The sequence below is a fragment of the Emticicia oligotrophica DSM 17448 genome (assembly GCF_000263195.1).
Lineage (GTDB): Bacteria > Bacteroidota > Bacteroidia > Cytophagales > Spirosomataceae > Emticicia > Emticicia oligotrophica.
This window is the reverse complement of the sequence record NC_018748.1, coordinates 2,913,244-2,935,670: the sequence shown is the minus strand read 5'-3', so window position 1 is coordinate 2,935,670 and position 22,427 is coordinate 2,913,244. Positions and strand designations below refer to the sequence as shown.

Below are 22,427 nucleotides of genomic sequence, written 5' to 3'. Positions count from 1 at the left end.
CAATTATAAAATGAAACTTAACGCTACAATTTTACTATGTCTTTCTTTGGGCATTTCGGGTCTAACTTCGGCCCAAACCTCCAAAATTGATAGTAGCAAATTTCCTAAACCTGTTGTATTTACTGACCAACAAGATCACGACCACATGATGCAACTTTTAGGAATAAAGTCGCTTAGACCCGGCCCAAGTGGCAATGAATCAGCACCAAATCATGCTAATTATGATGAATCCTTGGCCAATCCTTGTCCACAGCTACCCGATGTACTGACGCTGAAAAATGGAAGCAAAGTTAGCACTCCTGAAATATGGTGGAATAAACGCCGCCCAGAACTCATTGAAGATATTGAGCGAGAAGTATATGGGCGTTTACCCAAACAAATTCCCAACATAAAATGGACTGTAAAAATTACTGACAAAGAGTTTGTAGGGCGAATTCCCGTCATTGCCAAACAAGTAATCGGACACGTAGATAACAGTGACTATCCACTCATCAACGTAGATATAAATATGATGGTTGTTATACCGAGCAATGTGAAAGGTCCAGTTCCAGTTTTAATGATGTTTGGCCGTCCATCGTTTCCTTCACCAGCACAGCCTTCGCCCGAACATATAGAAAAAATCAATCATGCTTTCAAAGAAATGATGATTAAACAAGACCCTTCTCTGAAAGCCATATTTGACCAATATCCTGCTTATCAACCCATTACTCGCTTGCCTGGGCCAAACTTTTTTGCTCCTCCAAGCGACCTCCCAACCGAACAATTATTGGCGGCTGGTTGGGGTTATGCCACCATTGACCCCGCAAGTATTCAGGCTGATAATGGAGCAGGTATTACCCGTGGAATTATTGGTTTAGTGAATAAAGGTCAACCACGCAAACCCGACGACTGGGGAGCCCTACGTGCTTGGGCTTGGGGGGCGGCTCGGGGGCTTGATTATTTAGAAACTGAACCCTTAGTTGATGCTAAACGTGTGGGAATTGAGGGTGTTTCGCGATACGGAAAAGCTGCATTGGTGACATTGGCTTTTGAACCAAGATTTGCCATAGGTTTAATTGGTTCGTCGGGTAAAGGTGGAACAACACTTCATAGAAGAGTTTTTGGTGAGGCCGTCGAGAGTCTAACTGGAGGAGAATATTATTGGATGGCGGGCAATTACATGAAATACGGAGCTTCAGAAGCAAGTTTTGGTTCGAAAACTGGTTGTGATTTACCTGTAGATTCGCATCAGTTAATTGCTCTATGTGCCCCACGCCCAACCTTTATTAGTTATGGAATACCCGAAAAAGGTGATGCCAAATGGCTTGACCAACAGGGGAGTTATATGGCAACCATTGCCGCTGGTAGTGTTTTTAAATTACTTGGGGCTAAGGATTTGGGTGTAAGCAATGATTACACGAAAGAAAAAATGCCTCCTGTAAACACCGATATGCTTGATGGAGAATTAGCTTGGCGTCAGCATGATGGAGGGCATACTGATGCTCCTAATTTTAAATATTTTATTCCGTGGGCAAATCGTGTATTAGCTTATAAAAAACAATAAAATCACTACTTTTTATAATTTCAATGAAAAAAATATACTTATTCCTCATACTTTCATGCTTCATTTTTTCGGTCAAAGCACAATCAAATACTACTTGGAAAGGAAAGAAATGTGCCGTAGTAATCACCTACGACGATGCCATACATCAACATTTAGACAATGCTGTTCCAGTACTCGATTCTTTGGGACTAAAAGCTTCTTTTTACCTAACGGCTTTTTCGGATGCTTGTAAAACTCGACTCAATGAATGGCGAGCTTTAGCTAAACGTGGGCACGAGTTGGGTAATCATACACTTTATCATCCTTGTTTAGGAAATTTACCGGGCCGAAATTGGGTTAAAGGCGAACAAGACATGAGCCAGTATACTTACCAACGAATGCTCAATGAAGTAAGGATGACAAATGTGTTTTTGGAAGCTTTAGATGGACAAAAAAAACGTACTTTTGCTTTTACTTGTGGAGATATGAAAATCGGAGATAAGAATTTCATGGATGACATGAAAGCTGATTTTGTAGCGGCCCGTGCGGTTAGAGATGAAATGCACACCATTGATAAAATCAATCTTTATGATGTAGATTGCTTCGTTGTCAATAACCATACTGCCGAGCAAATGATTGAGTGGGTAGAAAAAGCCAAGACCAACAATGCTTTATTAGTTGTTTTGTTTCACGGTGTTGGTGGTGGAAATGGTTTAGATGTAAAAATTGAAGAGCACCGTAAATTTTTAAAGTACCTCAAACAAAATCAAAAGGATATAATGATTGAAACCATGTTTGATACTGCCGAATACATCAAAGCATTTAGAGCTAAGTAAATCGAAGTAAAAAAATATTATTTTAAAATAAAGTAGATTTTCTTAGAAATCTTAAATCCTATTAGCAATGACTCATTTATAAGTGTGCTGTAAAAAATAAAAACGACCTTAGTTCGGTCGTTTTTATCAACTATCTATTTGACTTCGAAATTAGTAAATGAAAGTAAATAGCGATTCGTTTGGAATACGTACTTTTTTCAGATTTACTAACCAGTCATTGGCTTCATCACGATAGCCTAAAGGTAGTAAAACTGTGCTTCTCAAACCTTTTTCTTTCAAATTCAATAGTTCATCTAAAGCAACAGGATTGAAACCTTCCATTGGAGTTGCATCTACTTTCTCCTCTGCCGCTGCCAAAAGTGCAGCTGTCATAGCAATATACGATTGACGGGCAGTGTGTTCAAAATTTACTTGTGGGTCACGTGGTAAATACATACCTAAAAGATTACTTTTATACGCATCTGTCGTACTCAAAGGTAATCCTCTCTCAGAATTCATAAAGTCAAATCTTTGATTTACACGTTCTTCTGTGTAATTATCCCAAGCAGCAAAAACCAATAAATGCGAACAATCAACAATTTGGCTCTGACCAAATGCAATTGGCTGAATTTGTGACAATAATTCTTTATTGCTAATCACAAATATTTCAAAAGGTTGTAAGCCCGAAGAGGTTGGGGCAAGACTTGCTGCCTTTAAAATAATATCTAGTTTTTCTTGAGATACTTTCTCGCCATTCATTTTCTTAGTGGCGTATCTCCATTGCATGTTATCAATTAAGCTCATTTTTTTTTCTTCTTTAGTCTTTTATGTCTATACATACAATGTACAAACCCACAAAGTTCGTTGATGTTCATAGAATCTAAATATTCTTTTTTCTGTATTATTTTTTAATAGAATATGTCAATTTTTTTCAAAAAATCCACCCTACTCTTCTATATTCAATAGATGAAAACTTTTGGTTTAAAAGCAAAGAGAGCTACCAATAAGAGGCAATTATATATTTTTTATCTATTTTTGAATAATTAAGTTCAACCTTTTACAAAGACAAATTCTATGAAAAAAATCCTCTTTTTAACTATTTCTTTGGGTATAGTAATGGCCTGCCAAGAAAAGCAAACCGCTGATAATCAATTGAGTGATAAAGAAAAATCAGAAAATTGGCAGTTACTTTTTGATGGTCAAACTACTAATGGATGGCATTTATATAATAAAGGAAAAATTGCTTCAACTTGGATGGTAAAAAACGGTGAACTTTATTGTAATACTGATTCTGTTGGAGTAGAGCACGGTGATTTAATTTCGGATAAATCTTATCAAAATTACGAGCTAAAATTCGATTGGAAAATTTCTAAAGCAGGAAATAGCGGTGTATTTATCAATGTTATTGAGCGAGATACAGTACCAACAGCATGGGCTTCAGGACCAGAATATCAACTCCTTGAGCACGAAAACATTGGAGCTGATTATTTAAAAGATTCAACTAAATGGGCAGCTTGCTTATATGGTTTTATGCCACAAATCAATCAATCAAAACCTAAACCAGCAGGCCAGTGGAATGAATCGAGAATTATACAGAAAAATGGAGCAATCGAATTTTATTTGAATGGCCAACTAACTGCTAAACAAGATTTTAACTCTGAATCATGGAAAAATAAAGTAGCCAATAGTGGATTTAAGTACTTCCCTTTATTCGGAAAGAGTACTTCGGGGCATATTGCTTTACAAGAATGGTCGAAAGGTGTGGCATTTCGAAATATAAAAATCAAGGAATTATAAATGAAACAGGGGCTTTTTTGCCCCTGTTTCATTTATTTGAACTTTGATTCATCTAAATTAAAGAACCTAACTGCATTATTAAAGAAAATATCACGTTTTTGGTCTTCAGAAAGATAATTGGCACTTTCAATAACCCCGATAGACGTTTCGAGTAATTTTGGCCAAACCATCAAATCGGTTCCGTACATGATTCTTTTCCCAAAACCAGCTTGAATCAATCGTTTCATGTAGGCATGTACTTCTTCTAATGGATAACTCCAAATAAAACCAGCGAGGTCAACATATACATAAGCATTGGCTCCCATTAGAGCTATCATTTCGTCAATCATTGGATAACCTGCATGCATCACCCAAATTTTTAATTTCGGATGGCGTGCCAGCATATCTTCTAACAAAAACGGACGACCCAATGATGCTCGGTATTTTGGGGAAGTAATATTAGCCATGCCATTTCCGCCAGTACCCATGTGAATTCCGACAGGGACACCTAGTTTTTCTGCTACTCCGAAGTATTCATCGAGAGTCATATCGCTCGGCGACATTCCTTGATACTGCGGGGCAACCTCGCCCATTACTTTATAAAAACCTCCTGAAAGAGAATCTTCAAATGCTTTTACAGTCATTTCCTTACCACTACTCACACCCAAAGAAGGTATAATTCGATTAGGAGCTGCTTTATGCCATTTATGCAAAATTTCGGCATCACCACTCGCTACCATTATTACATTGAGGCGTTCGGCTGTACCCAACAAAGCATCTTGCATTTCTTTATCTGATTTAGCGGCTTTTAATGGGTCGGGGCAATCGCCATTCAAAAAAGATGGTGCGGGTTGTTTGGGGTCACCTCCTGGCATATTTTTCAAAAACCAAGGACAAAGGTCATTTGCAAAATTGGGATTGGCTTTCATTGCGTGTACGTGTACATCAATGATTGGGGGACGTTTTTTGGTTCCTTGTGCGAAAGCTGAACCATAAAGCATCAATAAGATTAAAAAATAGGATTGAAAGTTAGATGTTTTTTTCATTCACGTAATAATTTTAGAAAAAGTTACTTAGCAAAATACAAAAAAATCTAACACTATTAACTAAAATATAGAAAATAGCTTCAACAAAGCCTCGTTTGATAAAATTACAGCTTCTGTTTTTTATTTAGATGGAATCTGTTCGATTAAAATCTCATGATTGGCTTTATCGAAATAAGTACAAGTCATTTTTTCAAAGCAAACTGCCCATTTTTCTATGCCTGACTTGGCACAATCATTACAGAATGTCTGGTAATTTGTTTGCCCTTGCTGATGAGCTAAAAGGTCGGCCTTAAATTGTTCTGCATTGCAAACATCTGCAAGCAATAATGGTTCATATTTAGCAGGAGCGGTAATTTGAAAATTGTTTTCCCCGAAATAAACAATGCGTCCGTCAGCAACGAAGGCTTCATAATAAGTTACGCCAAAAGCCTTGATTTCTTGAATATAAGCTGGAAAATCTGCCCCAGATTTTACTTTTGCATGAGCTGTTTTGATTTGTTCTAATGTAAACATTGTCTTGAAATTTTGTTTGATGTGACAAAGTTCTAACAATGTTTGGGGAGGTGATTGTAAAAAATCGTTTTTCTACGTTTGAGTTTTAAAATATTCGGGAGTATCTCCCGTAAACTTTTTGAAGTCTTTAATAAAATGTGCTTGGTCGAAATAGTTATACTCGTAGCAAATTTCGGTTAATGACTTTGTTTGGTCTATTTTACTCAGGATATTATTAAAACGTACAATTGAAGCAAATTTTTTAGGCGAAGTACCAACTAATTTCCGAAACCTTTTCTCAAATGGACTCTGACTGATGCATAATTTATCATTCAGTTCACGGATTCTAATATTACCATTCGATTCATAAATCATTCTAACGGCAGCCACAATTAATTTATCATTTTCAATTTCTTTGAGTTGTGAAAGTAAAAAATGCTCAACGACATTGATTCTTTGTTGGTCGCTGTTAGCAGCCGCCAGTTTTTCTTCAGTTTCTTGAATTTTGTATTTATCGAATAAATTTTCTAGCGAAACACTCTGGTTGAATAATTCATTGACAGGTAAAGAAGAAAAATAGGCCAAACCTACTTCGGTAAAATAGACCAAAACAGTACCAACTCCTGCCGAGTTTTTGAATATTTTGTAAGAATCAGTAAGCCCTGTTATACCTGCAGTTGCCAGAGTATGTTCTGAATTATTGATAATATTTATCAAATGACCCCGATACTGGAATCCGATTACGAGGCTTGTAGAGGGAAAAACTTTATACATACTTTCATTCGCATTCTCTGAAACCACCAATTGCTTAATATAGGGTTTCAGACGCTCAGAAGGTATGTATATATCAAATTTCATTGGGCGAATAGTTCAATACAGACGAAGTGTGACACCCCTTTTTCCGTAATTTAGTTAAAAAATCCTCAAATGAGGTGTGTCATACTTGTTCTGCGTAACTCATTTACTTCACTTCTAAAACCTTACTTCTTTCAGAAACACCGTTTTCGTTAATAGCCTCAATAGTGTAGTAATAAGTACTCAATTTATCCATTCCTCTAAACCAATATTCGTTGGCGTTATGCACCATGATACAATTATAGAGTTTATCGGGAGCGGTTCCGTAATAAATATTATAAGCATAAGCTTTGTTCTCTGGTCGCCAACGTATCCACGCACTGCGTTTATCTTTTTCGGTTCTTAGTACCATAAAATCTTTAACAGCATCAGGTTTTGTTCCATTGCCATTGCCAAAAACTCTTAGACCACTAATAGCAAATTTACCCGTTGGCATTGATACGTTTTCGAGTTTGATATAGCGAGTTTGAATCGGCTGTGAAAGTTCAACATATTCATGTGGAATATCAGTTTGGTTATTTGATTTATCGACCAAAATCGTCCATTTTTTGCCATCTACACTCGACAAAAGTTTGTATTGATGCTTGATATTGACTTGTTTTCCTAGAAAAGAAGAATCTGCATCTTGGTCAGCATAGTTTATCTGAATTGCATTGACGGTTGACAACTTCCCCAAATCGGTTTTTATCCACTCACCAGCTTTACCTGTTTCAGCCGACCAATATGTTTTCATGCTTTCGTCAACAGCATTGTTAGGTAAATACCCACCCAAGGTAGAAGAAACCTCAACGGGTTTATTGTAATTGAGCAACATCCAACCAGTAAAGGTCTTTTTAATATCTAAACCCGAAGAAGGAATATAATGCGGGTAATCGCCAAAGGCAGTATTGCACCACATCACATCATCTTTATCGAAACCCGCTGGCCAAATACCTATGCGGCGTTCGAAATTATTTTTGGTTGAAAGCTGAATCGTAGAAACGTGCCACCAGTTTTTCTGATTATCTTGAAATGATGCTCCATGCCCTGCCCCACGAGCAAAGCCTCCGAGTTTCATACTCAAAGGGTCAGGTTGTGCTTCCCAAGGACCAAGCGGTGTTTTTCCAACCAAAACGCCATCGGCATAGCCACTCATTTCTGTTCCAGGAGCTCCGTATTGTAAATAATACTTACCATTATGTTTGTTTACGGTTGCTCCTTCAATAAAACCATCCAAAAATGTATCGTCCATGTACTCGCCAAAACGTTGCCAACCATATCTCCAAGATTCAAGCATATACATTTCTCTACGAAAACCCTTTGGTTTCATGGTCTTACGGTCTAATTCGATACCATAAAGTGGATAACGATTGCTGCTTCCGTTGTACATATAAAACTTGCCATCGTCATCGGTAAAAAAGGCAGGGTCCCAGCCCCCAATTTCAAAGTCATCAACTAAGGCAGTCCACTCATTGGCTTTTGGGTTCGTACTCATCCAAATCGTAAATTCGCTGGTGTAGGTCGAGCCAAAAACTACCATTGTATCACCGATAATACCCACGGCTGGGGCACAAAGTTCATCATAAACTTTGTTTTTGGGGCGAAGGAATTTTTTTGAGTGAAAAGTCCAATTCAACATGTCTGGACTATGCCAATAACCCCACTGGTTTGTGCTGAACATATAATAATCGCCTTTAAAATTGACGATTACAGGGTCGGCAGTGGCACGGTGACGCCCCCACTCACTAAAATTTGGAATGGGTGTGTAACCATAATCTACATTGATTGGGTTACAATAAGTTTTTTGTTGAGCTTGAGCCGAAGCTAGTGCAAGGATTATTAAGGCAAAAAGAAAATATTTTTTCATCGAAGGTCAAATAGAATTTTGGGGCAATTTATCAAAATCTATTTAGAAACGCTTGATTTCTTGCTGCTATTTAAGCACATCATTGGGGCTTATTTAATATTTTGGAGAAATTAATAGAGCAAAATAATGCCAAAATATCCCGTTAGGGATTAAATATCGATAGGGAATATTGAAAGCCTCTTCTTTCCAAGTCCCATTGGGAGCTATGAACTCCCACCACTGAGACCTCTTCAACTTTAATATTATTCAACCCAACCTTTCCATAAATCTTTCTTTAATTTTCTCACTTCTGTATCCTCTAAATTGTTTATTGGAAACAAATAGGATTAATAATTAAAATTTAACCAAACAATATGCTAATCAGATTTTTAGCAACAAAAATAATTAGGTAATTTTGATAATTCTTTATAAACAATTATCTCTCATTTTTAATTTATAAATATTGAGAGTGTAAAAAATAACAACCTTAACAATCATGACTAGAACAGTGCCATTTAGAGTAGCTTTTATTGCTTTATTAACCCTTTCTGTTTTTGTTTTTGGCTTTAAGTTTCTTGCTTTTGAGGAACCTAAAGTTTCACTCGAAAAGTATAAAATCGAAGACGGTTTCGAGTTAAAGTTAATCGCATCTGAATCATTTTTGAAAGCTCCTGTAAGTATTGACTTTGATAACAAAGGTCGAATCTGGACAGTAGAAATGATTGGATATATGCCAAATCTTGAAGGTATTGGCGAGGATGAACCTACTGGGAGAATTTCTATTTTAGAAGATTTAGATAAAGATGGGGTAATTGACCACTCAAAAGTGTTTTTAAACAAATTAGTTTTGCCTCGTGCCCTCGCTCATGTATATGGTGGTTTGCTATATGTAGATGCTGGAAAACTTTGGTTTGTTGAGATTAAAAATGATAAACCAGGCAAGAAAACACTCGTTGACCCAACTTACGCAGAAGGTGGTAACGTGGAGCATACTTCAAATGGCTTAATGATGAATATTGACAACTGGATTTATAATGCAAATTATAATTTTAGGTATCAATTAAAAAATGGTAAATGGATAAAAGAAGCCACCACTTATCGTGGACAATGGGGTATCACGAAAGATAATTTCGGACGACTTTATTATAACAACAACAGTGTTCAACTACAAAGTGATTTCGTTTTACCGAACAAGGTTATTAGAAATAAGTATTTCAAACCAACCTTTGCCGAAGGACAAAAAATTGCCAATAATCGTGTGTTTCCGATTCATCAAACCTCTGTGAATAGAGGCTATCAGAAAGGTGTTTTAGATGAAAATGGTTATTTGAAAGAAGTAACGGCTTCATGTGGGCCATTGGTGTATCGTGGCGGAGCTTTCCCGAGCGATTATAATCAAAATGCTTTTGTTTGCGTGCCAGAAGCAAACCTCATTAAACGTAATTATCTGAATTTTAGCTCGCTACAAACTTCAGCCAAACAAGCAGTAGAAGGAAAAGAATTCATTGCCTCAACTGATGAAGGTTTTCGCCCAGTTAATTTATTCAATGGGCCAGATGGAGCTATGTATATCGTTGATATGCACCGAGGTATCATTCAACATAAAGCTTATATTTCGCAGTATCTTACGGAGCAATTGGCCAATAAAAAATTGGATACTTTACAAAATGCTGGTCGAATTCTGAAAGTTGTAAGCAAAACTACTAAAACCAATCCAATTCCAGATTTATCAAAAGCCACTACCAAAGCTTTAGTAGCATTATTGAGCAGTCCAAATGGTTGGTTGAGAGACAGAAGCCAACAGATTTTAATTAGCAAGAATGATAAAACGATTGTTAAAGATTTAATTGCTCTTGCTAAAGGTAATAACGAGTTGGCGGCAATTCATGCACTTTATACTTTAGAGGGACTAAATTCATTGACATTTGGACTCCTTAGTGATTTGATGACTCAAACCAAGCAAGCAGATATTCTTGCTCATGCCTTGGTTCTTTCAGAACATTTTGCTGCTGCACCTTTATCTCCTAAAATGAAGGATATTAGCTCTCAGTTATTCGCTCAAAACAACGAAACCATAGACCTTTATTTAGCTCTTGCCTTAAACGCTTGGATAAAAGTAGATACTAATGGTTTCTTACCAATATTTGCCCAAGTTGAAAAGAAATATGCCGATAAACGCATTTTCCAAGAAGCGATTGTAAGTAGTTTAGAAGGAAAAGAAGAACAATACGTTGCTAGCCAGAACCCTGCTACGATGCTAAAGAATAATTTAACTTTGGCTATTAATAATCGTCAGAAAAAAGAGATGAATCCGATTTTTGTGAGAGAAAAAAATGTAGTTGATGACCGCACCAATGGCTTAAAATTATTCAGAAGTATTTGTGCGACTTGTCATGGTGCTGATGGTAAAGGGATTCAGGATTTGGCACCACCGTTGAAAGATTCTGAGTATATCAATGGTTCGATGAAAAGACTTGCTTCCATCATTTTACATGGTTTGAGTGGCCCAATTACCGTCAATGGCAAGCAATACCAACTCAATAATGAAATGCCAGGTTTAGCAAATAACAATACACTTTCTGACTCTGATATAGCCGATATCATTCGCTATACTCAAAATGCTTTTGCTAAAGATTTTAAAAATATTTCAGCAAGCGATATCAAAAAACTGAGAGATAAAAAGCCAACAGGTGGTGGATTATTTAGTGAAAAAGAACTGCTCGAAACAGATTTTGAGAAGTAAAAAATGGTTATAATAATTGAATAAAACATGGCCTCACCATAGTTAAATATTTAACAATCGGCCACAGGCATAAAAAATAAGCAGTCTCATAATTGAACCCCGAGTGAAATATTTCACCCCCTCGGGGTTCAAAAGAAGAGGAGAAATAATCTTTTCTACCAATATATAACTCTCCTACGGAGCATATTAATCACTCACTTTATTGATAATAAAAAAGCTCGGTAAAGAACATATCTTTACCGAGCTTTTTTATCTTGTGTTAAAGATTAATTAAAGCCAAATTTTGTTAATCCTTCTTTACTTGTCTTAATGGCTTCCATTGGTGTCATTCCGTCAAAAACTTGGTCTTGCTCAACAATATAATACTTCATGCCTGATAGCTTTTTGTTTTTCAAAATTCTACCAAAATCAATAGTACCTTTGCCTACTGGAGCAAAACGTCCTTGGTCGTCCATGTCTTTTACGTGCCATATTTTAAAACGACCTGGGTGCTTTTGGAAATAAGCCACTGGGTCAACACCTGCTTTTGTAACCCAATACAAATCCATTTGGAAATTAACATATTTAGGGTCAAGTTTCTCCAATAAATAATCAATCGGCACAATACCTTTACTATTCTTTTCAAATTCAAAAGCATGATTATGGTATAGAAACTCTAGACCTGCAGCCGTTGCTTTACGTGAAATAGTATCTAAAACACCAACCAAACGGTCAACATCTTCAGTCATTGACAAAGACCTTGTTTTAGGGTCGAATTTAAACATACCCATTGGCGGAACTGGGGCAATGAAATATTTAAAGCCCGCTGCTTTTACATCAGCAATCTGCTTATCAGCATCTTTGGTATTCATACCACCCATGTGAATACTAATTGGCTGTAAACCAATACTTTTAGTATATGATTTAAACTCATCAGGCGTCATTCCATAAAACTTTCCATTGTTATAATCTACTGCCTCAATGTATTTATAACCTAAATCAGCAACCGCTTTAAGCGTAGCTTTAGGGTCTTTACCCATTTCAGTTCTAACAGTGTAGAGCGTCATACCACCCCATTTTTTCTGAGCAGATAAGGATAGGTTGAACAAAATTGATACGATAATTAGAGAAAGGATTCTATTTTTCATTGTTCTATTGGTTGATTTTTTTGCAATATTACAACATTTGAAAAATAGATTTTTATTAAAGGGGAAATGAATTTGTGATAATAAAATCTATTAACGAAATAGAGAAGTAATTTAATATTTTTTAGCTATTTTTTGGTAATATAGAATTGGGCATATAATATTTTTGATTTTGAAGTAATACCGAAAGAACTTCAATCAAGTACATCTAAAAAAAGGTTATTTATTAGCCTAGGCGATTAACTACGGAATAAAATTTAATACTTTCGATTAGAGAAAAATCTAAATAAAATAAACCTTTTCCCTATTTTTGTAATAATCAAACCCTCATCAACCAAAACATGAAAAAACTAATCTTTTTCTTACTACTCAGCCAAAATCTTTCTGCTCAAAGTAACGAAGATAAAATCAAGGCAATTGTACCAGAATTAGATGCTAAATTTGAAGCATTCCGAACACAAAATCATTTATCGAGTGTGTCGTATGCCGTTTTGGTCGATGGTAAAATTGTGCATCAGAGCAATCGTGGCACCGTTAATTACAAAACCAACAAAATAGCTGATAATCAATCAGTTTATCGTATTGCCTCGATGTCGAAAAGTTTTGCATCGGTGGCAATTCTACAATTAAGAGATGCTGGTAAACTAAAACTCGACGACCCCGTTTGGAAATACATTCCCGAATTAAGAGGACAAAAATATTCAGCCGATTCGCCCGATATTACAGTGCGTCATTTGCTTACGCACGCAGCGGGTTTTCCTGAAGACAATCCTTGGGGTGATCGCCAGTTGGGTATCACCGAAGCAGAAATGTTGAAAATGTTTAAGAAGGGAATTTCATTCTCCAACGAACCTGGAGTTGCTTATGAATATAGCAATATGGGCTTTGCGATGTTGGGACAAATCATTAAAAACGTATCGGGACAAAGCTACCAAAGCTATATCATTAACAAAATTTGGAAGCCTCTTGGCATGAATAATACTTATTGGGATTACACCAAAGTACCAGATAATCAACTTGTTAGGGGCTACCGTTGGTTGCGTGAGCAATACATTGAACAGCCATTTGAAGGCGATGGTGCTTACGGAATCATGGGCGGTATTCTTACTTCTATCGAAGACTTTTCCAAATACATGGTCTTTCACCAAAAGGCTTACCAAGTAAACGCACCTAACTCTCCTATTTTGAAGAAAAGTTCTTTGAAAGAAATGCATTTCCCAGCCAATTTTGGGAGCATGAATAACCGTGGTTTTACAGGTTCGGGCGAACCTTGCAATAATGTTTCTTTCTATGGTTATGGGTTACGAATCGACCAAAATTGTAACCAAATCAGAAGTATTGGGCATTCTGGAGGTTTACCGGGTTTTGGCTCTGATTGGAAAATTGTACCACAATATGGTATCGGAATTGTGACGTTTACTAACGGGACTTATGGCAGTGCCGCCTTGATGAATAATCAGATAGTTCCATACATTATTGAAAAAGCGGGTATTAGTCCTATTCCATTCCCTGTTTCTCCGATTCTGAAACAACGTCAAAATGAATTAGTAAAATTACTGCCTTCTTGGGAGGGGGCAGAGAAAACTGGCATTTTCGCCGAAAATTTCTTCATGGATTATTTTCCTGATTTGCTAAAAGCTGAAGCCGAAGGAATCTTTGATAAAGTTGGAAAAATAGTTAAAATAAACGAAATTGTACCAGAAAATGCACTTAGAGGCAAATTTTTAATTGAATGTGAGAAAGGAAAAGTAGAAGTAAGTTTCACAATGTCACCCGAAAATCCACCTTTAATTCAGGCATACAGCATTAAGTTGAAATAGAATATAAATTATCCGAAGACTTTAGAATAATGATAGACAAGAGCTTATATTATTAAATCTAAATCCTTCGGATAATTTATTTTTGAATTGTACCATTAATTAGAGCTATTAATCATGCAAGTTCTCAAATACTTTAATTATGCCCTCGCTTTTAGCTTAGAATTAGTTTTATTTTTTAGCGTCGGTTTTTGGGGATATTCTCAAGGTAAAACCTCTTTTACCAAATGGATTTTTGCAATCATTTTATTTCTGATTGTCATTACGCTATGGGCTGTTTTTGCGGCACCCAAATCAAACCTTAGATTTCAGAATATTTGGCTTTCACTCTTTAGAATTTTTATGTTTTCGATGGGAACATTGGCTTTAATAGATTTAGGCAAGAATAAATGGTCAATCATCTACTCTATATGCTTTATTTTGAGTGTATCCCTCTCACATCTTGATGAAAAGGGAATCCTTTAAATACCTATATAATTGAGGAGAAATAAAAACTTTCAAAGATTTTCAGTAACATTATCAAAAATTTACAAAAGCGAAAAATTATATGATGAAAAACCTAATGCTCGATATGCTTCTTCAAAGTCAAATCAGTAATGGTGTGACTCTCAAAAAAGTAAGTAACGAAAATGCCCAAATGAAATTAAATTCAGCATCGAATTCTGTTGGGTTTATTTACCGCCATATTGCTGAAACCCTCAATATGTTTACCTTCTTTTTTGGCTTACAACCCGAAGTGGCCAATACTACAATGGGGCAATTAGATAATGGACAAGGCAGTAATACTGATGAAAGTAGTATGTTAATTAATAAGGGTTTTGAAAAGCTAAATAAATTGATAGAAGAGAAACCCGAACAATTTTGGCTTGAAGAAATAGAGACTCCATTCTTCGGAAAAGTGAGTAGATTTAGAATTTTTAGTCATATTTTATATCATAACTCACATCATAGTGGACAAATTGCTGCAATTTTAAGCAAAGGCAAATAGTTTTTTTTATCTCTTTTACTTTATTGAAAGCTATACCTTATAAAATCATATCAAAGTGATAATGGTGGAATTACTAGTTACTTTCTCCAAAGGTAAGTAAGGTACTATTAGTATCAGTCAAAGCAAACTCTTTTTGCCCCCACGGTTTTGTTTCAAGCGGCGTAATCATGCTTACTTTTTTTGATAAAAGATTTTGATAGAATTCATCAATTCCCTTATCAATTCTTAAGTAAATCATGAAATGTGATGCCGCTGGTTTAAGCTGTGGGTGATGAAAAAAGTGAAGCTCAGCATTATCTTTTTTTATGATAAAATACTCACCATAATCTGAAATGAGCGAAAAACCCAGTTGATTTACGTAAAAATCAATTGTTTGTTGTTTTTCAATAAAGGGGAGTTTTGGAATAGCAATGCTTATCATTATTTGTGCTTCTTTTTAATTTAATTTTACTCGAATATAACTAAGAAAGAATAAAATACAAAGACGAATCAGCCCTTATTTGAAATAAACATCACTCCTGTCTTTTGGGCGAATCCAACAGTTCTATACTGTCAAATTTGACTTTAATCAAACAATGGACTTTGACTAAAGTCAAATTTATTTTTATTAGATTCCGTCAGTTGAAACTAGCAGCCATGAAGTACAACAAATATTTTCCCAATAAATTATCGCCTTAAAAATTCAGGAAAACGCATATTAAATGGTTATCAGTTTCCAGCAAAGGGTGTCCCAAATAGGCCTACTGCCAGTTCAGCCCATACAAGAAACAAGATGAATAAAATTCCGACAATAATCCACACTCGTTGCTTTACACTTTTAATTTTTCTCAATGAAAATTCAATCAATCCACCAGTACCAAATAGTAGCACCCCAGCAACAATAAAATCAAAAACTGACCAGTTTACTTCACTTGTAAATTGCATAGCCACCAATGGTAATAATAAAATCAGAGATGCTATGGCGAAAATAATTGTCAATCGATTGTTTTTAGCTATCATAATTTTATGTTTTTTTAATTATTAAAAAGAACTTTGTTTTTCAAAGTAAAATAAAATAATGCTTCATCGCAAGAAAAATTTACAAATTATTTTGTTATGCTTTCAGATGACAATTTAATCGTTTGTCATTCAATTAAAACCTTGTCATTTTTACATAAATTCAAACACATTCAACAAGATGAAATATAACTATGTAGGCGAAACAGGTCTATTGGTTTCGGAACTTTGTTTAGGAACAATGACTTTTGGAGGCCAAAACGCTGGGATGTGGGATAACATCGGTAAACTTCAACAACAAGAAGTAAACGAACTCATCGACGCAGCCATTAAGGCTGGAATTAATTTTATTGACACTGCCAATGCGTATTCTTTTGGGCAATCAGAACAATTATTAGGTCAGTCGCTAATTGATTTGAAAATTCCTCGTGACCAAGTGGTAATTGCTACCAAAGTTTTAGCTCGAATGGACGACAAGCCTAACAGCACAGGGCTTTCTCGTTATCATGTTTTCAATTCGGTAGAAGCAAGTTTAAAGCGTTTACAATTAGATTACATTGATATTTTGTATGTGCATGGCGTTGACCCAAAGACTTCGATTGAGCAAATCGTACAAACCTTGAATGATGTAGTAAATACTGGTAAAGTCCGTTATATTGCTATTTGTAATTGGCCAGCTTGGATGGTTTCGGAAGCACAAACAATAGCCAAACTTAAAGGTTTTCATCAATTTATCGGCTTACAATATTATTACTCAGCCGTTAGTAGAGATATTGAACATGAGTTAGTATCTATGGCTGCTCATCATAAATTAGCTATTTTCCCGTGGAGTCCACTAGCTGGAGGGTTTTTAAGTGGAAAATATACACGTGAACAAGCAGCAGAAGGCTCAAGAAGAATAAATTTTGATTTCCCTCCCATTAACAAAGAAAAGGCTTATGATTTAGTAGAAGTAATGGCCGAAATTGCAGCTGCACATCAAGCCACTGTTGCTCAAATAGCTTTGGCATGGGTAAGGCATCAATCAGGTATTACTAGTACGATTATCGGAGCTAAAACCATTGCCCAACTCAATGATAATTTAGCTTCAATCAAAATAGAACTTTCTTCTGAAGATTTAAAGAAAATTGATGCAGTAAGCCCACTCCCAATGCAGTATCCAGGATGGATGGTTACTCGTCAAAGTGCTTATAGAAATTAATTTGGCTGAATACTCCCGATTCAAATATTTGATGGAAAGTATTTTAAAAATTGCTCTTTTAGGGCTAAAAATTAACGACCAATGCTCAGTAAAAGATTGTAACCATGAGGCATCATGAATATTATATAAAGATTCTTTTGAGTAATTACTAATAGTATCTGATGATTCATTGCCGTCAGTTAAACTGACGGCAATGAAAATTAATAAACTAAATTTTCATTACTTCTACCGATATACAGTACCAATGGCACATCTTTTATCCAAATTACAGGATATTTCATGAGTTCAACTTTTATTGATTCAGAATAAAAAATATTTTCATACATTTATTGCCAGTTATCATCTGAATAATAAAGTGGATATTTCGACTTTCCTCAAACAACAAGGCATTTATTCTGACTCTATTGCTGAGTGGCTACATGACAATAGCAAAACCAAAAAGTATTCAAAAGGACATACTTTGCTTATGCCCGGAGAAACTTCACAACGAGTATATTATGTACAAGAAGGACTACTCCGCTCATTTTATACCAAAGATGACAAAGACATCACGCATACTTTTGTAGCGGAAGCCGCTTTTATCTTACCAATTGAATGTATTTTTCATAATGCTCCAGCCATTTATGGGTATGAATTATTAGAAAATACTACAATTACCACTTTTCGCTACGATGATTTTAACAAGCTACAGCAATTTCCCGAAATAAAAGAAGTTGAAAAACTACTTTTATATGATGCCGTGAAAAGATTTTCGGATATTATTCATACCATTAAGTTTCAATCAGCCAAAGAGCGTTACGAACGCATGTTGAAAGAATATCCCAATATCTTACTACGTGCTCCACTGGGGCATATTGCCTCTTATCTAGGAATTACGCAGCAAACCTTGAGCGTGATACGAGGACAAATCTAATATTCTTTGGAAAATACAATACGGCACCCCGATGGAATCAAACCATCGGGGTGTTTTTGTTTTGCTTCTCAAAAAAATCATTCTCAGCTCATTTTTTAATCTATCTTAAAAATTCACAAAAAATAAGCCCCCAACTTTGTAGCATCAAAGCAGAACAAAAGATAATTCGCTATAAATCAATAAAAAAATGAAGAATCAAGCACTATATGTACTATCGAGTATGATTTTGATGCTCGCTGGTTGTAATCAAACACAAACATCTAAAAAAGAGAAAGTCGAGCAAGCGGCTATTCCAGTAAGTATAGAAGAAGTAAAAACAACTTCTGTAAAAAATGATATTTCTGTCAGTGGAAATATTGAAGGCAATACAACCGTAAGGTTAGGTTTTTTGGTAGCAGGTAAAGTAAATTTTATCGGAGCCAAAGAAGGGCAAACAGTAAAAAAAGGACAAATATTGGCCAGTTTAGACCCTACTAGCTATAACATTGCGAAACAATTATCAGAAGTTCAGGTCAATGCCGTGACAGATGAATTCAATCGTTTAAAACTTTTACACGATAAAGGAAGCGTTACTGAAAGTGATTTCTCTAAAGTAAATTTCACGCTACAACAAGCAAAACTTCAACAACAATTACAAGCTAAAAATGAAGGTGACACCAAACTCTACTCGCCCATAAGTGGGGTTTTACTCAAAAAACTAACTGAAGTTGGAGAAATTGTCGGTACGGGCATTCCTTGTTTTGTCATTTCAGATATTAGTAAGGTAAAAGTGTTGGCTTATATACCTGAAGGTGAACTTCAATACATAAAAATTGGCCAAAAGGCAGCTATAACTATTTCGGCTCTTGACCGAACCTTTACAGGAAAAGTAGTAGAAGTTGGCTCTGCGGCTGATGTCACGTCACGAGCATTTACCATCAAAATTGAAGTTGACAACCCCAATCAAGTGATTCGCCCCGGTATGATTGCTGAAGCAAAAATTGGTGTGAACAATGCACAACAAGCCACACTTCTTCCTGCCGAATGTATCAATCATGATATCAACAATCTGACCTACGTTTTTGTGGTCGAGAAGGCTTCAAACAAAGCATTTAAGCGTGAAGTAAGCCTCGGAAAAATGATTGAAAATAAGATAGAAATTCTTACAGGCTTAAACGCTGGAGAATGGGTAGTAGTAGCAGGTCAAAATAAAATCTCTGACGGTTCAGCCGTAACAATCAAATAATTAAGGCGATGAATATCATACAAGCATCATTAAAATATAAGCAAGTAACTATCTCGGTTTTACTATTGTTATTTGCCATCGGAATCCAATCACTTTTGAATATGCCCCGCCGCGAAGACCCCAAAATTACGATTCGCACAGGCTTAGTGATTGCCTATTATCCTGGAGCCAATTCGGCACAGGTAGAAGAGCAAGTAACCAAGAAGCTTGAACAATACCTTTTCCAATATGAAGAAGTAAACAAAGCAAAAACCTACTCAACTACCAAAGATGGCGTAGTGGTAGTAAATGTAGAATTGACTGAGCGAGTAAAACAGCCCGATATTTTTTGGAGTAAACTTCGTAATCAACTTTTGGTAGCCAAACAAATTGATTTACCCGAAGGTGTGAGGGGTCCAATTGTAAATTCAGATTTTGGCGATACCGAAGCAATGGTAATTGCTTTAGAAAGTAAAACTGCGAGTCCGAATGAGTTGAAAAGTTACGCTCAAAAATTAGAAGATTACCTTCGCACGCTTCCTGCCACTTCGAAAGTTAAACGCATTGGCGACCAAAAAGAAGAAATAGTAGTTTCATCGAGTTCTGAGAAACTTTCTCAATATGGCGTAAATTTGCAGCAAGTTGTGAGTCTTTTACAATCGCAAAATAAGATAAACCCAACGGGTGATATTAAAACTGAAAACAACAGAACTACGCTTTATACCAAAGGTTATTATAGCACAGAAACCGATTTAGCCGATCAAATTGTGGGAGCTTCACAAAATGGCTCAGTTGTTAAATTAGGAGACGTTGCTCAGTTCAAAAGAGCATATACCGAACCCCAAAGTATCATTACTGTCAATGGCAATCAAGCAATATTGTTGGCTATTCAAATGCAAGAAGGTAACAATATTGTAAAATTTGGAGAGCAGGTAAATCAAAAAATAGCTGATGCCCAAAAAGTAATCCCTTCTGATGTAAAGATTACTACAATTGTCAATCAACCCCATTTGGTAGAGGAAAATATATCTCATTTTATCCAAGAATTTATGTTGGCAATTATTTCGGTCATCATCGTTGTGATTTTGCTTTTACCTTTCCGAATTGCAGCGGTTGCCGCAACAGCCATTCCTGTAACGGTGGCCGTAACCTTCGCTATGATGCACGCATTAGGAATCGAACTACACCAAGTTTCGTTGGCTGCTTTGATTTTGGTTTTAGGAATGGTCGTAGATGACGCCATCGTAATTGCTGATAATTATGTAGAATTATTAGATGAAGGCATCGACCGCTGGACAGCCGCTTGGAGAAGTGCCAACGACTTAGTAATGCCTGTCTTAGTGGCTACCGTTACGATTGTAGCTTCGTTTATGCCAATGATTTTACTTAATGGCAGTATCGGCGAATTTATCTTTGCTTTGCCCATTACGGTTGCCATTGCCCTGCTATCCTCTTTTATTGTAGCGATGTTACTGACACCTATGCTGTGCTATGTTTTCATCAAAAAAGGCTTACATAACCATGAAAATGAGAACAAAAAGAAAAGAAAATCATTGCTTGATTACATGCAAGAAGGCTACAACAAATTGATTGATTGGTGCGTAAAATACCCTAAAACGACCATTATTAGTAGCCTTATTCCCATTGCTTTAGCTGGGTTTTTGTTCAAAACCAGTGTTCGTCAACTGTTTTTTCCTGCGGCCGAAAGAAATCAGTTTATTATTGAATTATGGATGCCCACAGGCACAAAATTAGAGAAAACTAATGCGGCCATTCAAAAAGCCGAAAACATTATTAAGCAAGACAAAAGAGTGGTTTCTTATGCAACTTTTACGGGCACTGCTTCACCGAGATTTTATTATAATTTCTCGCCAGAGTTTCCTACAAGTAATTATGCACAGATTTTGGTCAATACAACAACCGATAAAACGGCCGAAGAATTGGTAGAAGAGTTAAGAAAAAAAGTAGATACAACTATTCCAGAAGGTACAACTTTCGTGAAACTCATGCAACAAGGTTCGCCGATGAAAGCACCAGTAGAGGTTAGAATTGTGGGCGAAGATATTTCTCATTTGAAAAAAATAGGCACGCAAGTAGCCGAAATCATGAAAAATGCCAAAGGTAGTAAACTCATCAGAAACGATTTTGCTGAGGATTATTATGGTTTATCACTAAATTTAAAACCCGAAGCAAGTCGCTTAGGATTCACAACAAGCAGCATTTCCCAAACCGTTTACACTGGTTTTAGTGGAGCCGCTATTTCTTCAATTTACGAAGGAAATAACCAAGTAAATATCGTTTTGAGATTAGATGATGTAAACCGCCAAAGTACGGATGATTTACAAAAAGTTTACTTAAAATCACCAATTACAGGAGTAAACGTACCACTTCGCCAGATTGTAGACCTTATACCACAGTGGCAAACTGGTAAGATTATCCACCGTAATGGTGTGCGTACACTTACCGTACAATCAGAAGTTTCGGAGGGTGTTCTACCCGCTGAATTATTGAAAGAGATTCAACCACAAATTGAAAAACTTTCATTACCAAGTGGGTATCATATCGAATACGGTGGCGAATATGCCAACAAGCAAGAAACCTTTTCACAAATGATTACTGCCTTGGTGACAAGTTTGGTTTTAATATTCTTCATTTTATTATTCCAATTCCGTAACCTCAAAGAATCAAGCATTGTGATGCTCACCATTCCATTGAGTTTGTTTGGAGCAATTTTAGGGTTGGCAGTTACGGGTAATAATTTCAGTTTCACTGCCTTTATAGGTCTAATTTCATTATCGGGAATTGTCGTAAGAAATGCCATTATCTTAGTTGACCACGCCAATGAACTCATGAAGCACGGCATGGATATTCAGACCGCAGCCGTTGAAAGTGGTAAACGTCGATTACGTCCGATATTCCTGACTGCCATGGCGGCAGCCATCGGGGTACTTCCCATGATTATCTCTAAATCTCCGATGTGGGCTCCGCTGGCAAGTGTACTAGCATTTGGGGTTGTTTGGAGTATGATTATGGCCCTTATTACTGTACCCATTCTTTATATCGGCTGGATAAAACCTCGTGACAAAAAAGATGTATTGTTGAACCAATAA

Annotated in this window: 19 protein-coding genes; 11 read left to right on the top strand and 8 right to left on the bottom strand. The window is 36.2% G+C overall.

The features are described from left to right. The first annotated feature begins 10 nt into the window (after positions 1 to 10). Positions 11 to 1,543 (top strand): alpha/beta hydrolase family protein, encoded by a 1,533-nt coding sequence (locus EMTOL_RS12120; protein ID WP_015029583.1) that lies wholly within the window; start codon positions 11 to 13, stop codon positions 1,541 to 1,543. Between the two features lie 23 nt (positions 1,544 to 1,566). Beyond that, positions 1,567 to 2,358 (top strand): polysaccharide deacetylase family protein, encoded by a 792-nt coding sequence (locus EMTOL_RS12115; RefSeq protein ID WP_015029582.1) that lies wholly within the window; start codon positions 1,567 to 1,569, stop codon positions 2,356 to 2,358. 150 nt (positions 2,359 to 2,508) lie between these two features. Here EMTOL_RS12115 and EMTOL_RS12110 read toward each other — a convergent pair whose 3' ends face one another. Continuing rightward, the gene (locus EMTOL_RS12110) at positions 2,509 to 3,141 is read right to left on the bottom strand and encodes a nitroreductase family protein (RefSeq protein WP_015029581.1); all 633 of its coding nucleotides are present in this window, start codon (positions 3,139 to 3,141) and stop codon (positions 2,509 to 2,511) included. 270 nt (positions 3,142 to 3,411) lie between these two features. On the opposite strand from EMTOL_RS12110, the gene EMTOL_RS12105 reads away from it, so the two are divergent. Next, entirely contained in the window at positions 3,412 to 4,134 is a 723-nt protein-coding gene (locus EMTOL_RS12105) for a 3-keto-disaccharide hydrolase (RefSeq protein WP_015029580.1), read from the top strand. A 32-nt stretch (positions 4,135 to 4,166) separates the two neighbouring features. Here the strand turns inward: EMTOL_RS12105 and EMTOL_RS12100 are convergent, their stop codons facing one another. The 4 genes from EMTOL_RS12100 to EMTOL_RS12085 all read right to left on the bottom strand — a co-directional run bounded on the left by EMTOL_RS12100 (position 4,167) and on the right by EMTOL_RS12085 (position 8,352). Further along, on the bottom strand, positions 4,167 to 5,159 hold the full coding sequence (locus tag EMTOL_RS12100) for an amidohydrolase family protein (RefSeq protein WP_015029579.1): 993 nt from the start codon (positions 5,157 to 5,159) through the stop codon (positions 4,167 to 4,169). A gap of 120 nt (positions 5,160 to 5,279) precedes the next feature. Next, on the bottom strand, positions 5,280 to 5,672 hold the full coding sequence (locus tag EMTOL_RS12095; RefSeq protein ID WP_015029578.1) for a DUF1398 domain-containing protein: 393 nt from the start codon (positions 5,670 to 5,672) through the stop codon (positions 5,280 to 5,282). Positions 5,673 to 5,744: 72 nt separating this feature from the next. After that, positions 5,745 to 6,509 (bottom strand): response regulator transcription factor, encoded by a 765-nt coding sequence (locus EMTOL_RS12090; RefSeq protein ID WP_015029577.1) that lies wholly within the window; start codon positions 6,507 to 6,509, stop codon positions 5,745 to 5,747. Between the two features lie 103 nt (positions 6,510 to 6,612). Then, a complete protein-coding gene (locus EMTOL_RS12085) occupies positions 6,613 to 8,352 on the bottom strand; it encodes a family 43 glycosylhydrolase (RefSeq protein WP_015029576.1) in 1,740 nt (579 codons plus the stop codon). 475 nt (positions 8,353 to 8,827) lie between these two features. Between EMTOL_RS12085 and EMTOL_RS12080 the strand changes: the two genes are divergently transcribed. Beyond that, positions 8,828 to 11,074: a DUF7133 domain-containing protein gene (locus tag EMTOL_RS12080; RefSeq protein WP_015029575.1), complete on the top strand. Its 2,247-nt coding sequence runs from the start codon at positions 8,828 to 8,830 to the stop codon at positions 11,072 to 11,074. A gap of 266 nt (positions 11,075 to 11,340) precedes the next feature. Here the strand turns inward: EMTOL_RS12080 and EMTOL_RS12075 are convergent, their stop codons facing one another. Continuing rightward, on the bottom strand, positions 11,341 to 12,201 hold the full coding sequence (locus EMTOL_RS12075) for a sugar phosphate isomerase/epimerase family protein (RefSeq protein ID WP_015029574.1): 861 nt from the start codon (positions 12,199 to 12,201) through the stop codon (positions 11,341 to 11,343). A 338-nt stretch (positions 12,202 to 12,539) separates the two neighbouring features. Here EMTOL_RS12075 and EMTOL_RS12070 point away from each other — a divergent pair, with 338 nt between their 5' ends. The 3 genes from EMTOL_RS12070 (at position 12,540) to EMTOL_RS12060 (ending at position 15,003) form a co-directional block, all read left to right on the top strand. After that, complete coding sequence (locus tag EMTOL_RS12070) at positions 12,540 to 14,018, top strand: serine hydrolase domain-containing protein (RefSeq protein ID WP_015029573.1); 1,479 nt, start codon at positions 12,540 to 12,542, stop codon at positions 14,016 to 14,018. 114 nt (positions 14,019 to 14,132) lie between these two features. Continuing rightward, positions 14,133 to 14,480, top strand: coding sequence for a YrdB family protein (locus EMTOL_RS12065; RefSeq protein ID WP_015029572.1), 348 nt, complete (start codon positions 14,133 to 14,135; stop codon positions 14,478 to 14,480). A gap of 82 nt (positions 14,481 to 14,562) precedes the next feature. After that, a complete protein-coding gene (locus tag EMTOL_RS12060; protein ID WP_015029571.1) occupies positions 14,563 to 15,003 on the top strand; it encodes a DinB family protein in 441 nt (146 codons plus the stop codon). Positions 15,004 to 15,076: 73 nt separating this feature from the next. Here EMTOL_RS12060 and EMTOL_RS12055 read toward each other — a convergent pair whose 3' ends face one another. After that, a complete protein-coding gene (locus EMTOL_RS12055) occupies positions 15,077 to 15,424 on the bottom strand; it encodes a bleomycin resistance protein (protein ID WP_015029570.1) in 348 nt (115 codons plus the stop codon). A 287-nt stretch (positions 15,425 to 15,711) separates the two neighbouring features. Continuing rightward, the gene (locus EMTOL_RS12050; protein WP_015029569.1) at positions 15,712 to 16,002 is read right to left on the bottom strand and encodes a hypothetical protein; all 291 of its coding nucleotides are present in this window, start codon (positions 16,000 to 16,002) and stop codon (positions 15,712 to 15,714) included. 178 nt (positions 16,003 to 16,180) lie between these two features. Here EMTOL_RS12050 and EMTOL_RS12045 point away from each other — a divergent pair, with 178 nt between their 5' ends. The 4 genes from EMTOL_RS12045 to EMTOL_RS12030 all read left to right on the top strand — a co-directional run bounded on the left by EMTOL_RS12045 (position 16,181) and on the right by EMTOL_RS12030 (position 22,427). Continuing rightward, complete coding sequence (locus EMTOL_RS12045) at positions 16,181 to 17,200, top strand: aldo/keto reductase (RefSeq protein WP_015029568.1); 1,020 nt, start codon at positions 16,181 to 16,183, stop codon at positions 17,198 to 17,200. Positions 17,201 to 17,495: 295 nt separating this feature from the next. Beyond that, complete coding sequence (locus EMTOL_RS12040; protein ID WP_156510959.1) at positions 17,496 to 18,113, top strand: Crp/Fnr family transcriptional regulator; 618 nt, start codon at positions 17,496 to 17,498, stop codon at positions 18,111 to 18,113. 187 nt (positions 18,114 to 18,300) lie between these two features. Continuing rightward, positions 18,301 to 19,338, top strand: a complete 1,038-nt coding sequence (locus EMTOL_RS12035) for an efflux RND transporter periplasmic adaptor subunit (RefSeq protein WP_015029565.1) — start codon at positions 18,301 to 18,303, stop codon at positions 19,336 to 19,338. Between the two features lie 8 nt (positions 19,339 to 19,346). Further along, the gene (locus EMTOL_RS12030; RefSeq protein WP_015029564.1) at positions 19,347 to 22,427 is read left to right on the top strand and encodes an efflux RND transporter permease subunit; all 3,081 of its coding nucleotides are present in this window, start codon (positions 19,347 to 19,349) and stop codon (positions 22,425 to 22,427) included.